This window comes from Ensifer sp. R1-3 (assembly GCF_056739175.1).
The window spans coordinates 1,774,890-1,789,945 of the sequence record NZ_CP096515.1 but is presented as its reverse complement, the minus strand read 5'-3'; the positions used below and the strand labels follow the sequence as shown (position 1 = coordinate 1,789,945).

Below are 15,056 nucleotides of genomic sequence, written 5' to 3'. Positions count from 1 at the left end.
ATGCCTAAACAGGGGCCCTCGCTCATTCGTGCGAAGGGACCCTCGCGATCAGGCACTGAGTGCCGCTCGTGGCAGGCAGGCCTCACAGATCGCGGTAGTGTGCTGAAGGTTCTGCAAATTCACTGAGAGAGGCGGTCATGGCAGGCTGGTGATGTTGACGTCACCTGATTCCCTGGAAGGAACGCCACCATGACCAAGACTGAAGGTAAGACAGCCAGCGCCGCCGTCAAAGACATTTTGCTTTCGAACCCCGATGGGCTGCGCGAGGTGATCCGCACGGTGATGCAGGAGGTGCTGGAAGCGGAGATGGACGAGGCGCTGGGAGCTGCGAAAGGCGAGCGCACGCCGGAGCGGCTCGGCTACCGTTCGGGCCACTATGGCCGCACGCTGATCACGCGGGTGGGCAAGCTCGAGCTGCGGGTGCCGCAGGATCGCTCGGGGCACTTCTCCACCGAATTGTTCGAACGCTATCAGCGCTCCGAGCGGGCGCTGGTGGCAACCTTGGCGGAGATGTATGTGCAAGGGGTGTCGACGCGGAAGGTCAAGGCGATCACCGAGGAGCTGTGCGGCCATGCCTTCTCGGCGTCATCGATCTCGGCGATCAACAAGCGGCTGGACGAGAGCCTGAAGGCCTTTGCCGAGCGCCCGCTTCAAGAGCCGTTTGCCTACCTGATTCTCGATGCCCGTTATGAGAAGGTGCGCGAGGCCGGTGTGGTGATGAGCCAGGCGGTGTTGATCGCTGTCGGCATCGACTGGGACGGACGGCGGCAGATCCTGTCGGTCGAGATGGCCGGCCGTGAAAGCCGTTGCGCCTGGAAGGACTTCCTCGTCAGGCTGAAAGGGCGCGGTTTGAAGGGCGTCGAACTGGTGGTCTCCGACGACCATGCCGGTCTCGTCGCGGCAATTGGCGAGGTGATCCCGGAAGCTGCCTGGCAGCGCTGTTACGTGCATTTCCTCAGGAACGCCCTCGATCACCTGCCGCGCAAACATGGCGACGATTGCCTGCAGGAGCTTCGATGGCTCTATGATCGCCGCGACCTTGATGAGGCGAAGGCCGATCTCGCCGCGTGGCTGGGAAAATGGTCGGTCCGCTATCCGCGCCTGACCTCCTGGGTTGAGGAAACCATCGAGCAGACGCTGACCTTCTTTCGTCTGCCGCGCCAGCATCACAAGCACCTCAAGAGCACCAACATGCTGGAACGCCTCAACGAGGAAATCCGCCGCAGAACCTACGTCGTGCGCATCTTTCCCAACACCGAGAGCTGCCTACGACTCGTCCGCGCCCTCGCCGTCGAAACCCACGAAAACTGGATGGAGGCCAATCGCTACATCAACATGGACGACCTGCGAGAGCACAAGAAACTCGCACTCCGTCAAGCCGCATGACCAGCACGCATGACCGCCCATTTTGCAGAACTTGACGCACACAACCCAGATCGCAGCGATGTGGCGTCTCGCTGTAACGTCAGGAACCGTCTTCCATCGCGGCTGCCATTTCCGCCAGCTTGCGTATCGTGTTGAGATTGCGCGCCGTGCCGGGTCTGAGCGCCGGAAGCTTCAGCTTCGATCGACCGGATCCATTCGGATAGTGGACATAGATTTCGCGCCCGTCGATCCGCACCTCTTCTCCATCAGGTGCCACCAGCTTGTCGAGCGCGTCGGCGGGAGGCGGCTCCGGCAGGAAGGTGATCAGCAGCAAGTTCGGCTTGGCATCGAGAAACCGCTCCGCCCTGGCCGCGATGTCGTCCAGTTGGCGGCGGCTGCGGAGCAAGACTCCCGGTGCCTTGCCCATTTTCGCCGCTAGCGCCTGTTCGAGTTTCGCCTGCACTGCGGGCTCAGGCAGGTCAGAGCGAAAGACGACGTTGCCGCTCTGGATAAAGGTCTTGGCGCCCGCGAAGCCGAGCTCGTCGCAGACGGCCTTGAGGTCCGCCATCGCCAGCTTGCCGGTGCCGCCCACATTGACGGCCCTGAGCAGTGCTACATAGACCGGCACCGGCTCCGCCCCTTACATCCTGCCTGCGACCTTGATGGCGAAGGCATATTCGAAGGCGATCTCCTCCAGCCGCTGAAAGCGGCCGGAAGCGCCGCCGTGGCCCGCGTCCATGTTGGTCTTGAGCAGGATGGGTTCGCTGCCGGTCGTCTCCTCGCGCAGCTTTGCCACCCATTTCGCCGGTTCCCAATAGGTGACGCGCGGATCGGTCAGGCCTCCGAGCGCCAGAATGGCGGGATACGGCCTGGCACCGACATTGTCGTAGGGCGAGTAGCTCGCGATGATGTCGTAGAACTCCGGGCTGTCGATCGGATTGCCCCATTCAGGCCATTCCGGGGGTGTCAGCGGCAGCGTGTCGTCCAGCATCGTGCTGAGCACGTCGACGAAGGGCACCGCGGCGATGATGCCGCGGAACTTCTCAGGCGCCATATTGGCGATGGCGCCCATCAGCATGCCTCCGGCCGAGCCGCCCTCGGCGACGATGTTCGCGTAGGAGGTGAACTTTTCCTGATTCAAATAGTCGGCGGCTGCGATGAAGTCTTTGAACGTATTGGTCTTCTTCGCCATCTTGCCGTCTTCGTACCAGTGGAAGCCCTTGTCCTTGCCGCCGCGGATATGGGCGATCGCGTAGACGAAGCCGCGGTCGACGAGCGACAGGCAATTGGTGTTGAAGCTGGCGGGAATGGTGATGCCATAGGCACCGTAGCCGTAGAGCAGGCAAGGGGCGGATCCGTCGAGCGGTGTGTCCTTGCGATAGAGCAGGGTGACCGGCACCTGCTCGCCATCGTGCGCCGGAGCGAAGACCCGGCGGGTCACATAGTCGTCCGGATCGTGGCCGGAGGGGACTTCCTGCGTCTTGAGCAGCGTGCGCTTGCGCGTCTGCATGTCGTAGTCGAAAAGCTGCGAAGGGGTCGTCATCGACGAATAGGAGAAACGGATGATGTCGGTGTCGTATTCGGCCGCACCGGAAAGCCCCAGAGAATAGGCCTCCTCGGCGAATGCGATGGCATGTTCCTCGCCGGTTCGGCGGTCGCGGATGACGATTTCCGGCAGGCCGTTGCGGCGCTGCAGCCAGACCAGATGGCGGGCATAGGCCATATGGCTGAGGATCAGGGTTCCCGGCTTGTGCGGCACGACCTCGCGCCAGTTTTCCTTCTGCGGCGCTTCCACCGGCGCTTCCATGATCTTGAAATCCTTGGCGCCGTCGGCATTGGTGAGAATGTAGAAGACGTCGCCGCCCTCGGTCATGGAATATTCAAGGCCGGTTACGCGCGCCGCCACGATCTTTGGCTCCGCGGCAAGGTCCCTGGTCGGGATGAGCCGGTATTCGCTCGTCTCGTGGTCATGTATGTCGATATAGATGAAATCATCGAGGAGCGAACCGCCGACGGACATGAAGAAGCCGGCATCGGGCTCCTCATAAACCAGCCGGTCTTCCGACTGCGGCGTGCCGATGACGTGGTGGAAGATCTTCGATGGGCGGTGGTTCTCGTCGAGCACGGTATAGAAGAAGCTCTTGCCGTCCGGCGCCCAGGCGCCGCCGCCACCCGTATTTTCGAGCAGGTCCTCGAGGTCATCGCCGGTCGAAAGGTCGCGCACCTTCAGCGTGAAATATTCCGAGCCCTTGTCGTCGTACCCCCAGATTCCGCGTGAATGATCGCTCGAATGGTCAAGTCCGGCGATACGGAAATAGGCCTTTCCTTCAGCCTCCCTGTCGCCGTCGAGCAGCACCCGGCGGATCGTCTCGTCGCCCGCTGCACCCTCGCGGGGGATACGGAAATAGCGCGGATGCTCGCCGCCGGTGACGTAAGACGTCCCATAGGCAAAAGGGCCATCCTTCATCGGAACCGATGAATCGTCTTCCTTGATCCGGCCGCGCATTTCGGCAAACAGCGTCTTCTGCAGGTCCTTCGTGTCCGCCATCGCGGCGTTCATATAGGTATTCTCCGCCTCAAGATGGCGGCGGATCTCGGGATCCAGGATCGACGGATCCTTGAACATGGCCTGCCAGTTTTCGGCCCTCAACCAGGCGTAATCGTCGGTGCGGGTCTTGCCGTGGCGGGTATCCGTTACCGGCTTTTTCGGGGCGACGGGCGCGGCGGGCAGGTTCTTGAATACGGACAAGGCATGTCTCCGGGATCGGTCCTGCTGCATGTCTTCTGGAATCCTACCGATTCAAGGGGAGAACACGCAGCAGATTAAAGCGCTACAGCAACCTCGCGTCTGACGAGACGTGCGGCGCCGTATGGGGGAGACAATGAGATAGAGGGCACCAGCGCGGCGATCAAGCGGAAAGGGCTGCCGAGCCGTCTAGGCGGCGAGTTTGAGGCCGATGCCCCACGGGTCGGTGAGGCTATGCGTATCGCCTTGCCTGTCCACGGCTATTTCGAGCGAGTCGAGCTTCCGGATCGCGGCGGCGAGTGTCGCCGGCTCCCGGAAGCGGATCGTATAGTCGGCGAGACCGGTCATGTTGCCCTGGCGTTTCGGCGCCCCGCGCGAATTCCAGATATTGGCCGCCACGTGGTGATGGTACTTGCCCGTCGCGAAGAAGCTGGCTCCAGGATAACGCGCCATGAGGTCGAGCCCCAGGGCATCGCGGAAAAAAGCGTCCGCCTGCGGGATATCCGAGACCTGAAGGTGAATGTGACCGATCGTGGTGCCGGCCGGCAGGCCGTCCCAGCCGTTCTTCGGCACCTCCTCGTAGAGTGCCTGTAAATCGAGCGGCAGCGTGTTCATTGCCACCATGCCGTCCCCTCCGTAGTTCCATTCCTCGCGCGGTCGATCGCGGTAGATCTCGATTCCGTTACCCTCCGGATCGGCGAGGTAGATCGCTTCGCTGACGAGGTGATCGGAGGCTCCCTGCAACTGCACCCCGTTCTCGGCGGCATGCACGAGCCAGCGTCCGAGCTCGGTGCGGTCCGGAACCAGGAATGCGTGATGGAAGAGACCGGGTGCGTTTCGCGGAGCCCTTACGGCATTGCCGTCGCTCGTCAACGTCAGGAGCGGTCTTCCGGCGACGCCGAGCGTCACGCCGCTTATGTTCGCCTCGATCGGCGACAGACCGATTATCCGCTGGTACCAGGACGAGACCGTCTCCAGGTCGCTGACGACAAGATGCGACCGATCGACATAAGCGGGCATCGCCGTCGCGTGATCGGCGGGAACGCTGGCCTGCGGCTTCGGTTGTGAGGTGTCCTTCATCCTATTCGCCTTTTCGGACAGCGGGAGGGCGACGCCCGAGACTGTGATCTGCTGCCCAATTCAATATGAGCACGTGAACAGGTTCGCGAAAGCTCTTATATTACTTGATGTTGTGTTCGATGAACGTTGACAGTCGTCACGGCCGCGCTACCTTTAACGGTGGGAGCGATGGGAGCAGAGGGGCGGTCACTTTGATCCAAGTCAAGGCCCGTACAGCCGCCACCGTTCGATGTCGGTCCGGCGCAGGACGGGGTGCGTGATGTGGTTTCCGTCCATGACGGGAGCCGGGGCCGGATGACCGGCCAAGCTGAGGGATCAGCGTCGCATTCGGCGCGCGACGTGGTAACATAGGAAAAGGACGCAGCAGCATGTACAAGAAGATCATCGTGCCGATCGCCATGGATCAGCTGGAGCACGGCGAGTCCGTCCTTGGCATCGCCGAGAAACTGATCGATGAGGGGGGAGAGATTATTCTGCTCAACGTCGTCGAGGATCTCAACGCCTATGCACAAGGTTACATGATCGTCGATTTTCCGCTGGAGATGATCGAGGAATCGCGCAAGCACGCGGTCAAGACCCTGGAAGCGCTGAAGACCAAGCATGGCATCAACGGGCGCGTCGAAATCCGCACCGGCGGAGCTGCCGGCAGCATCAACGCCCTCGCCGAGGAAGAGAATGCCGACCTGGTGATCATCGCGTCCCACCGCCCGGGGCTGATCGATTATTTCATTGGGTCGACCGCCAGCCGTGTCGTCAGCCATTGCCCCTGCGCGGTTCTCGTCGACCGGTAATACTGGGAATAGAAGGGAGCGGTGCAGGCCGCCTGCGCCGCGATCCGAAGGAGTCACGCAATGGATAAGTATGCGCTTGACGACTTTCGCGAACAGCTTTTGCGCCGCAAACGCGAACTTCATGGCCGGCTGGTGCAGATAGAGGAAGACCTCGAGCAGCCGATGAATGCCGATGTGCCGGATCGCGTAACGGAACGGGAGAGCGACGAGGTCCTGGAAGGACTCGGATTGGCGGGCCAGGGCGAAATTCGCGCGATCGACGCTGCGCTCAACCGCATCGAAGCAGGAACCTTCGGCATTTGCGTCCGTTGCGGCGACGCCATATCCCCGGAAAGGTTGCGCGCCGTGCCGCATGCGCCGCTCTGTCAGACCTGCGCCGCCGAGATCGCGACCGAGGGGAGATAACCACCCAAAGCTCCCGTCTGCTTCAGCGAAAGCCGTTTGCTGCACGCTCCCGCGCAGGGTGCGGTATTTGTTGTAATGCGTTGCAAAAGTTGATCCTTTCGCCCGATCCTGGTGCTTTGCCGTGTCGCTGCTCTGTGGCAGGATGAACCGAAACCATGGTGATCCTGTGCGGCGTTTCGAACTGCTCGAATCCGCCGTAATCGGTCATGAGGTATTTCGTTGCTGCTGCAGGCTGCAGACGGATATCGGAAGCGGAGCGGGAGGGGCCGCGTGAAGGTTGCCGGCGTCAAATGGGACTACGACCGATCGGAGATGATCGCCGACGCAATTGTCCACGGGATCGGCCTTTCGGCGGCGCTCGTCGGTGTTACCGCCCTGATCTTTTACGCCACCGTCTGGAGCACGTCCGGGCAATTGGCCGCGGCTTCGATCTATGGCGGCGGGCTCATCGGCGCCTTGTCGATTTCATTCGTCTACAACCTCTTTCCGGTCGGCCGGGCAAAGTGGTTCCTGCGTCGGCTGGACCACTCCGGGATCTTCGTGCTGATCGCTGCAACCTACACGCCTTTCCTGCAGCGCGGCTGGGATGATCCGTTCCTCTTCTCGATGCTGGTCGCCATCTGGCTTATCGCAGCCGCCGGCATCGCCATGAAGTGCCTCCTGCCCGGACGCTTCGATCGGCTGGCGATCCTGCTTTATCTCGCAATGGGCTGGAGCGGGCTGCTCGCCGCGAAATCCCTCTTTACCGCCTTGAGCGCGACGACGCTCACCCTGATCGTCATCGGTGGCGTCATCTATTCGGTCGGGGTCATCTTCCATGTCTGGGAGCGTCTTCGCTTCCAGAACGCCATCTGGCACGGCTTTGTCGTCACGGGAGCGGCTGTGCACTATTCCGCAGTCTTGACCTGCATCAGCAGCGCCGCTGTATCTTAGATCACGATGTTTTTAGGTCGGGTCGAGCTGTCGGCGCGGATGACCTAGCTCTGGCTGGCCCAGGAAACGTATCACCGGATTGCAATCTCTCCTCTTCCTCATCTCTGTGCTTGTCACAGAGATGAGAGCAGCGCCGCGTCTGCGGCGCGGGAAGCGTTCTTTCAGCCCAAGGACTTGGTCTGGCTGGATCCCTGTGACGAGCACAGGGATGAGGTAATCAACAGGCTGCGGCGGGTATCCAGAATCTCAACAGGCCTTAGCCAGATTCAAAGCTGCAGCTTCAGTCTGCTGCAGGCTGACATTCTTCCGACGGCCTGAGTGCCGAGGCCATGCGCGAGATGACGCCATCGAAACTGGTCAGGTTGCTCTTCCGATATTGCAGCCTGAAATAGGCGGCGCTGCCGTCGCAGAGCGCAATCGCCCGCGTATAGAAAACGTCGCTCTCGCGCGCGCCGGAAAAGCTTGCCCAGGCGGGCGTGACGCGCGAAAAGATGATTCGCCAGTCGGCCTGCTTCTCGTAGCCGATCCTTTCGGCGACGTCGGTTTCGAAGTCGCCATCCGGCGGATGAGTGCCGAACACCATGAGCGTCGCGCCATTGTCATCGGCATGAAATCTGACGCCGTCGCCGTTATCGGCCTCAAGGCCCATCTCGAATCCGGGCGGGATGTCGACCGTGTAGCCGAAGCGGGGATTGGCGTAAGGGTGCCAGTCGTCCTCGGCGACAGAGGGCGAGGCAAGCGTCACGAGGAGCAGAGATGCGATAAAGGCACGGCGCATGCGTGGCGTCCTCTCGGCTTCGTTCGACCTGCCGGTTCTTCTCAACGCACCGCGCGTTTTCTTCCTGCACGCGCGAGGGCCGTCGCAACGGCTTTGAACTGCTGCATCATCTTATCTTCAAATCGTTCCGGGTTTAAGGGCATGCGATAGACAACACGCATGCTGAAAGTGCCGCCGGAACAGTCCCTTATGGTCAATCTTCCTCGAATGTCATCGCAGTGCCGTTGAGGCAATAGCGCAGGCCCGTCGGAAGAGGCCCGTCGGGGAAGACATGGCCGAGATGGGCGTCACAATCGGCACAGCGAATCTCCGTCCTGACCATGAGGTGAGAGCGGTCCACATATTCAGCGATCGCGTCCGGATCGACCGGGGCGAAATAACTGGGCCAGCCGCAGCCGGAATCGAACTTGGTGTCCGAGCGGAACAGCGCGCGGCCGCAACAGACGCATTTGTAGGTGCCATGCCTTTTATTGTCGAGGAAGGGGCCGGTGAAGGGACGTTCGGTGCCATGCTCGCGCGTGACGCGGTACTGCTCGGGCGTCAGCGCTGCCCGCCACTCCTCGTTCGTCTTCGTAATCTTCGGCATCCGGTTTTCGGACATGGCTGCGCTCCTTTCGATTGCGGCGAATATATAGGATGGCATCCGCTCGGGCACAAATGGGGGTCAATGCCACGAGCTCCGCGTCCTGGACAGGATCCTGATCAGGGTCGGGGCGAAGCCGCTGCCCTCTACATAGTATAAACGTGGCATAACCTCACACCGCGGCCGATTTCCCTTGAGGCAGGCCCGCCCTTCTTCTATGTCCGGTTAAAGCTTGACTGAAAGATCAATGAGAAGGAGCGTGTCGATACGATGGATGCCGCGGCCCTGACATTCCTGGCCCTCGGTCTTCCCTTTGCCGCGGCCGTCGTCGCACCGGCCCTGACCCGGCTTCTCGGCGGGAATGCCGCCTGGCTGCTGGCGCTTGCGCCACTCGCCATCTTCATGCATCTCGCAGGTTTCATTCCGGAAGTCGCCGCTGGCGAGATCGTTACCGGCGGCTATATCTGGATACCGTCCTTCAACGTCAGCTTCTCCTGGCTGATCGACGGCCTGTCACTGACCTTCGCGCTTCTGATTTCGGGCATCGGGACACTGATCGTCCTCTATTCGGGCGGATATCTGAAGGGGCATCCCGACCAGGGCCGCTTCTTTTCGTTCATCCTGATGTTCATGGGCTCGATGCAGGGGCTCGTCGTCTCGGACAGCTTCCTGATGCTCTTCGTCTTCTGGGAGCTGACGTCGATCACTTCGTTCCTGCTGATCGGCTTCGATCACACCCGCGAGGCGGCACGCCGCGCGGCTTTGCAGGCCCTGGTCGTGACGGGGGGAGGCGGGCTTGCCTTGCTCGCCGGGCTCCTCATCCTGTGGAACGTCAGCGGCGTCACGCAATTTTCGCTGCTCCTGTCCTTCGGCGACGAACTGAAGCAAAGCCCTTTCTATCTCGCGGCGCTGCTCCTCGTCCTCGGCGGCGCATTCACCAAGTCGGCACAGTTTCCGTTTCACTTCTGGCTGCCGAACGCCATGGAAGCGCCGACGCCCGTTTCGGCCTATCTGCACTCGGCGACGATGGTGAAGGCGGGGGTCTATCTTCTGATGCGGCTCAACCCGGTGCTCGGCGGTACGACGGAGTGGCAGGTTCTGCTGCCGCTCTTCGGCGTGACGACGCTCGTCGCCGGAGCCGCCCTGGCAGTGCGCCAGACGGACCTGAAGATGATGCTGGCCTATACGACCATGTCGTCGCTCGGTCTTCTGGTCATGCTGACCGGCCTCGGCCTGCCCTACGCCATCGAAGCCGCAGTGCTTTACTTGGTGGCGCATGCCCTGTTCAAGGGGGCGCTGTTCATGGTGGCCGGCATCATCGATCATGAAACCGGTACGCGCGATCTGACGAAGCTCGGCGGCCTGCGCAGGGCGATGCCTCTGACCTTCGCCATAGCTCTTGCGGCGGCCCTGTCGATGGGCGGCCTGCCGCCCTTTTTCGGGTTCCTTGCAAAAGAGGAAATCTACGCCGCACTCTCCGGTTTCGACCGCCGGTCCATGGTCTTCGCGGCATTGACCATCCTCGGCAACGGCCTGATGTTCGCCGTCGGCTTCGCGATCGCTCTAAAACCGTTTCTGGGCCCGAAGGTCGATACGCCGAGGCATGCCCACGAGGCACCGGTGCTCCTCTGGATCGGCCCGGCAATCCTGGCTGCGAAGGGCCTTTCCATCGCGCTGATGTCGGGCCTTGTTCATCGGTTCGTGACCTCGCCCATGGCCTCGGCCGTTGCCGGCGAACCGAGAACCGTGACGATTTCTCTCGCACCGCATATCGGCGTGCCGCTGTTGCTCTCCGTCGTGACGCTGGCGGTCGGCGTCGTTCTGTTCCTCAATCTGACGCGGCTGCGCGCAGCCATGGCGGTGATCCTTGCCGATATCGGCTGGGGACCGGATCGAGGCTTCGACCAGTTCATACGCGGCCTCGTGCGGTTTGCGGTCGCCGCGACCCGCCGATTGCAGGGCGGCCGTCTCGATAACTACATGACCGTGACCTTCCTGCTCGTCGCCGCCGTCATGCTCGCATTGCCGCTGCGCTACGGCGAATTCCCGCGCGCACCTTTCTTTCCGGGCGACGTTCCGCTGCACGAATTCGCGATCATGGCGATCGCCGTGCTTGGCCTCTTCGCCGTGGTGCTGGCCGCGGACCGGCTGACGGCGATCGTCTCGCTCGGAATTCAGGGCTTCGCCGTCGCGATGCTCTTCCTGCTTTACGGCGCTCCGGATCTCGCCTTCACCCAGTTCATGATAGAGACGCTGTCCGTCGTCGTGCTGGCACTGGTGATGACCCGGCTGCGGCTGTCTCCCTCGGATCACCGACCACTCAGGCAGAAGCTTCCCGACTTCACGATCGCGCTCGCCTGCGGAATCGGATTCGGCCTTTTCCTTCTCCGGGTTACCGGCGTGCCGTTCGATGCGACGCTGACGGACTTCTTCAACCTCTATTCGAAATCGATCGCGCACGGCGCGAACGTGGTCAACGTCATCATCGTCGACTTCCGAGGCACGGATACGCTTGGCGAAATTGCCGTCGTGCTGGTTGCGGGCCTGTCCATCCTTTCCCTCGTGCGGTTGCGGGCGGGATCGTTGAGACGCGGCGAAACGCGCGAGATCGCGGCCGCTGATGCGAACACGAAGGAGCCGGTATGAAGTCGATCATTTTTCGGACCGTTGCACCCTTCCTCGCCGGATTGATGATGCTCTTTTCGATCTTCGTGCTGCTGCGCGGCCACAACGAGCCCGGAGGCGGCTTCATAGGCGGGTTGATCGCCGTTTCGGCGCTGGCGATCTACGGCATCGCCCATGGCGTGGAGACGGTGCGGCGGGCGATATTCTTCCACCCCATGGCTATCGCCGGCGCCGGCCTTTTCGCCGCGACCGTGGCCGGACTGGTGTCACTTTTCGCTCGGGTGCCGTTCATGACCGGGCTTTGGATATATCCCTCCTTTCTCGGCGTCGAGGTTCCGCTCTCCACCGTCATGCTGTTCGATACGGGGGTCTACCTGGTCGTCGTCGGTGCCATCAGTTCGATCGCGCTGTCGCTTGAAGAAAGAGGGGGCGCCTGATGGAGACCTGGTTTTCGCTGCTGGTCACTTTCTTCTTCACCGTCGCCATTTACTTGCTTCTGTCGAAATCCATCATCCGCGTCCTCCTGGGCGTGGCGATCCTGGGAAATGCGGTGAACCTTCTGATCTTCACCGGCGGCCGTCTGACGCGCGACGTACCGCCGGTCATAGCGGAGGGCGCCGATGTGCTTTCCGGTCCGGCTGCCAATGCCTTGCCGCAGGCGCTCATCCTGACCGCCATCGTGATTTCCTTCTCCTTCTTCGCCTTTCTCCTCGTTCTCGCCTGGCGCGCCTATGAAGACCTCGCGACAGACAACACGGACGAGATGCGTGTTGCGGAACCGGTGAACGAGCCGGCACCGCCGCTGGGATACTGACGCACCATGGCCGTTTCCACCCCCGTCCCCGTCGACCTTTCCGCAGCCCTGATGCTGGCCCCGGCGCCGGCCGTCGAATGGCTCGTCGTTCTGCCCGTCGCCTGGTGTCTGGCCGTCGGTGCGCTCCTCGTGATGCTTCGTCGCTGGGCCGGCCTCCAGCCCGCAATAGCGCTTGCGAGCCTGGCCGTGCTGGTGCTGATCGACGTGGCGCTGCTCGATCACGTCGCAAGAAATGGGCCGACGACCATGGTGATGGGTCGCTGGCTGCCGCCGTTCGGTATCGCCTTCACGGTCGACCTGACCGGTGCGCTCTTTGCCCTGGTGGCGGCCTTGGTCGCTCTTGCCGCCGGCATCTTTTCGCTGGCCGATATCAACGACAGCGGCCGGCGCTATGGTTTCTATCCGCTGCTGATGCTGCTGATGGCCGGCGTTTCGGGAGCCTTCCTCACGGGGGATATCTTCAACCTCTATGTCTGGTTCGAGGTCCTGCTGATCTCGTCCTTCGGGCTACTGGTCCTCGGCTCCGAGCGCGGGCAGATCGACGGGACGGTGAAGTACGGCTTTTTGAACCTGGTCGCAACGACGCTGTTCCTCGTCGCTACCGGCTTCCTCTACGCCGTGTTCGGCACGCTCAACATGGCCGACATCGCGCGCAAGGCCGACGAACTGCGGGTCAATGCGCCGTTGATGACTTTGGTCGGACTCTATGTTCTTGCCTTCGGCATGAAAGCGGCCGCGTTTCCTTTGAACTTCTGGCTGCCTGCTTCCTATCATACCCCTCGCGTCGTCGTGTCGGCGCTCTTTGCCGGCCTGCTCACCAAGGTCGGTATTTATGCGTTGATCCGGGTCACGGTCATGCTCTTCCCGATCGAGAGGGAGGAATTGAGCTTCGTCCTGGCGCTCGTCGGTGCGCTGACGATGATGGTCGGCGTTCTCGGCGCGCTCGCGCAAACGGATTTTCGTCGCATTCTCGGATACCTCGTCGTTTCGGGCATCGGCTCGATGCTCGCGGGCATAGCCATCGGCGGACCGGGCGGCATTGGCGGCGCGATCTTCTACGCGCTTCATTCGATGCTGGTGATGACGGGCCTTTATTTCGCCTCTGGGATCGCCATGCGCCTCGGTGCAGACAGCTCGATCGCAACGCTCGCGGGTCTTTACCGCAAGCATGCGGGGTTTGCGGCGCTGACCTTGATGCTGTGCTTCGCCGTTTCGGGCCTGCCGCCCTTTTCCGGCTTCTGGCCGAAGGTCATGCTGGTGAAGGCGGCCATCGATATCGGCGCTTGGTGGCTTGCCGCCGCGCTTCTTCTCGTCGGCTTCTTCACCATGATTGCCACCGGCCGCCTTTTCCTCCTGGCCTATTGGCGAGACAGCGCAATCCCCGAGGCGGCGGACGGCCCCGCCCGCCTGTCCGCGGCGGCCCTGGGTCCGCTTGCAGCGCTTACGCTTCTGGCGCTTGCGCTCGGCCTCTATCCCGAACCGCTGCTCGCGATGATCCAGAGCGCCGCCGCCGGTCTTGCAGAGCCGTCCGCTTACCTGAATTCAGTCTTTCCCGCAGGAGGTCCGCAATGAAATTCCTGCTGACCAACCTGGTCTTTACGCTCATCTGGGGGGCAATCAGCGCCAGCTTCACGCCCGCGAACCTCCTGCTGGGCTTCGCAGCCGGCGCCTTGTCGCTCTGGTTGATCCGGCGTGAGCTGCGCCCCGTGGCTTACCCGCTGAGACCGTTGCGGCTCCTGTTGCTCGCATCGTTGTTTTTCAAGGAGCTCGCCATTTCCGCAACGAAGGTCGCGGTTCTGGTTCTCCGCTCGAACATGGCGCTGAAGCCCGGCATTTTTGCCTATCCGCTCGCGCTCAGGAGCGACTTCGAGATAACGCTGCTCGCCAATCTGATCACACTTACGCCGGGTACGCTGTCGGTGGATGTCTCCGACGATCGCAAGACCCTCTACGTCCATGCGCTCGATTGCGCCGATCCGGGAGCGCTACGGCGAGACATCGCCGGCGGCTTCGAACGTCGAATTCGGGAGGCCTTCGAACGATGACGCCCGCTGCAGTCCTGAGCGCGGCCTCCGGCGTGGCGCTCGTGCTTCTCTCGCTCGCGCTGCTGTTGACGGTGCTGCGCATCATTCGCGGGCCGACGCTTCCGGACCGGGTGCTGGGCCTCGATATGCTGGTGGCGATTGCGATCGGCCTGATCGCGGTGATCGCCGTAAGGACCGGATTCTATCTCTACATCGATATCGCGATCGCCCTCGGGCTCGTCGGCTTTCTTGCGACTGTCGCTTTCGCCCGCTTCATCCTGGCGCGCGGCCTCTCGCCGGAGCGCAGGACGCCAGGCGCAACGGAGATCCCTCAGGCAAAGCCGCGCGCGAGCCAGGCCGGGCGCCGCAAACGCAAGGGAGCGCGTTGATGGCTCTGCAAATCATTGCCTACGTCGTTGCGCTGATCATGGTTGTCGGCGCCTGCTTCTCGCTGCTTGCCGCGGTTGGCCTCGTCCGCTTCCCCGACCTTTACACCCGCATGCACGCGGCCTCGAAAGCCGGTACCGTCGGTTCGGGTCTGCTGCTCTTTGCGGCCGGGCTGCATTCGCTGGACGCCGCCGTCTTCGTGCGCGCACTTGCGGGATTTGTCTTCTTCGTGCTGACGGCACCGATCTCGGCCCATTTATTGGCAAAAGCCGCACATCAAGCGGGCTACAGGATGTCAAAACGATCCGTGATAGATCAGCTTCCCCATAAGGAAGAGGCGCGCCGGCATTGACCGGCAGCATTTCTGACTCTGTATTTGAGGACAATTTTGCCGAGCGTGACAATTTTAGCAACTCGGAATAAAGTTGCTGCATGCCGTTAAATTTATGTTTGGACTTTTGGCGGATCAGTGTTAATGCAGTAAATGCAAAGTGTCGTTGTGGAAAATACTTTGAACTGAAATTC

At 61.9% G+C, this 15,056-nt stretch carries 17 protein-coding genes; 11 read left to right on the top strand and 6 right to left on the bottom strand.

Annotation, left to right across the window (positions count from 1 at the left end):
* The first annotated feature begins 189 nt into the window (after positions 1–189).
* Complete coding sequence (locus tag M1D43_RS08665) at positions 190–1,386, top strand: IS256-like element ISRm5 family transposase (protein WP_153313422.1); 1,197 nt, start codon at positions 190–192, stop codon at positions 1,384–1,386.
* Between the two features lie 79 nt (positions 1,387–1,465).
* Here the strand turns inward: M1D43_RS08665 and M1D43_RS08660 are convergent, their stop codons facing one another.
* The 3 genes from M1D43_RS08660 to M1D43_RS08650 form a co-directional block, all read right to left on the bottom strand.
* Positions 1,466–1,993 (bottom strand): DUF1697 domain-containing protein, encoded by a 528-nt coding sequence (locus M1D43_RS08660; RefSeq protein WP_015007331.1) that lies wholly within the window; start codon positions 1,991–1,993, stop codon positions 1,466–1,468.
* A gap of 12 nt (positions 1,994–2,005) precedes the next feature.
* Positions 2,006–4,114 (bottom strand): S9 family peptidase, encoded by a 2,109-nt coding sequence (locus M1D43_RS08655; RefSeq protein WP_192923410.1) that lies wholly within the window; start codon positions 4,112–4,114, stop codon positions 2,006–2,008.
* A gap of 186 nt (positions 4,115–4,300) precedes the next feature.
* Entirely contained in the window at positions 4,301–5,191 is an 891-nt protein-coding gene (locus tag M1D43_RS08650) for a VOC family protein (RefSeq protein WP_153313424.1), read from the bottom strand.
* A 368-nt stretch (positions 5,192–5,559) separates the two neighbouring features.
* Between M1D43_RS08650 and M1D43_RS08645 the strand changes: the two genes are divergently transcribed.
* Both M1D43_RS08645 and M1D43_RS08640 read left to right on the top strand, forming a co-directional pair.
* Complete coding sequence (locus tag M1D43_RS08645) at positions 5,560–5,982, top strand: universal stress protein (protein WP_003527403.1); 423 nt, start codon at positions 5,560–5,562, stop codon at positions 5,980–5,982.
* A gap of 60 nt (positions 5,983–6,042) precedes the next feature.
* Positions 6,043–6,387, top strand: coding sequence for a TraR/DksA family transcriptional regulator (locus M1D43_RS08640; protein WP_153313425.1), 345 nt, complete (start codon positions 6,043–6,045; stop codon positions 6,385–6,387).
* A 22-nt stretch (positions 6,388–6,409) separates the two neighbouring features.
* On the opposite strand, the gene M1D43_RS08635 is transcribed toward M1D43_RS08640, so the two are convergent.
* Entirely contained in the window at positions 6,410–6,595 is a 186-nt protein-coding gene (locus M1D43_RS08635; RefSeq protein WP_127620314.1) for a hypothetical protein, read from the bottom strand.
* 62 nt (positions 6,596–6,657) lie between these two features.
* Between M1D43_RS08635 and trhA the strand changes: the two genes are divergently transcribed.
* Positions 6,658–7,320, top strand: coding sequence for a PAQR family membrane homeostasis protein TrhA (gene trhA / locus M1D43_RS08630; protein WP_498814188.1), 663 nt, complete (start codon positions 6,658–6,660; stop codon positions 7,318–7,320).
* Between the two features lie 280 nt (positions 7,321–7,600).
* Here trhA and M1D43_RS08625 read toward each other — a convergent pair whose 3' ends face one another.
* Both M1D43_RS08625 and msrB read right to left on the bottom strand, forming a co-directional pair.
* A complete protein-coding gene (locus M1D43_RS08625) occupies positions 7,601–8,098 on the bottom strand; it encodes a hypothetical protein (RefSeq protein ID WP_010968973.1) in 498 nt (165 codons plus the stop codon).
* Between the two features lie 193 nt (positions 8,099–8,291).
* Positions 8,292–8,699 carry a peptide-methionine (R)-S-oxide reductase MsrB gene (gene msrB, locus M1D43_RS08620; RefSeq protein ID WP_153313426.1) on the bottom strand — a complete coding sequence of 136 codons (408 nt, stop codon included), beginning with the start codon at positions 8,697–8,699 and terminating at the stop codon, positions 8,292–8,294.
* A 252-nt stretch (positions 8,700–8,951) separates the two neighbouring features.
* Between msrB and M1D43_RS08615 the strand changes: the two genes are divergently transcribed.
* Genes M1D43_RS08615 through mnhG form a run of 7 tightly spaced genes read left to right on the top strand, consistent with a single transcriptional unit; the run spans position 8,952 to position 14,883 of the window.
* Positions 8,952–11,327: a putative monovalent cation/H+ antiporter subunit A gene (locus M1D43_RS08615; RefSeq protein WP_127638321.1), complete on the top strand. Its 2,376-nt coding sequence runs from the start codon at positions 8,952–8,954 to the stop codon at positions 11,325–11,327.
* A complete protein-coding gene (locus tag M1D43_RS08610) occupies positions 11,324–11,743 on the top strand; it encodes a Na(+)/H(+) antiporter subunit B (protein WP_010968976.1) in 420 nt (139 codons plus the stop codon). Before M1D43_RS08615 ends, M1D43_RS08610 begins: the two co-directional genes overlap by 4 nt.
* Positions 11,743–12,120, top strand: coding sequence for a Na+/H+ antiporter subunit C (locus M1D43_RS08605; RefSeq protein ID WP_003527393.1), 378 nt, complete (start codon positions 11,743–11,745; stop codon positions 12,118–12,120). Before M1D43_RS08610 ends, M1D43_RS08605 begins: the two co-directional genes overlap by 1 nt.
* Before the next feature lie 6 nt (positions 12,121–12,126).
* Positions 12,127–13,692, top strand: a complete 1,566-nt coding sequence (locus M1D43_RS08600; RefSeq protein WP_003527391.1) for a Na+/H+ antiporter subunit D — start codon at positions 12,127–12,129, stop codon at positions 13,690–13,692.
* Positions 13,689–14,165, top strand: a complete 477-nt coding sequence (locus tag M1D43_RS08595; RefSeq protein WP_003527389.1) for a Na+/H+ antiporter subunit E — start codon at positions 13,689–13,691, stop codon at positions 14,163–14,165. The genes M1D43_RS08600 and M1D43_RS08595 overlap by 4 nt, the downstream gene beginning before the upstream one ends.
* Complete coding sequence (locus M1D43_RS08590; RefSeq protein WP_003527387.1) at positions 14,162–14,533, top strand: cation:proton antiporter; 372 nt, start codon at positions 14,162–14,164, stop codon at positions 14,531–14,533. Before M1D43_RS08595 ends, M1D43_RS08590 begins: the two co-directional genes overlap by 4 nt.
* Positions 14,533–14,883: a monovalent cation/H(+) antiporter subunit G gene (gene mnhG, locus M1D43_RS08585; RefSeq protein ID WP_003527385.1), complete on the top strand. Its 351-nt coding sequence runs from the start codon at positions 14,533–14,535 to the stop codon at positions 14,881–14,883. Before M1D43_RS08590 ends, mnhG begins: the two co-directional genes overlap by 1 nt.
* The last annotated feature ends 173 nt before the right edge of the window (positions 14,884–15,056 follow it).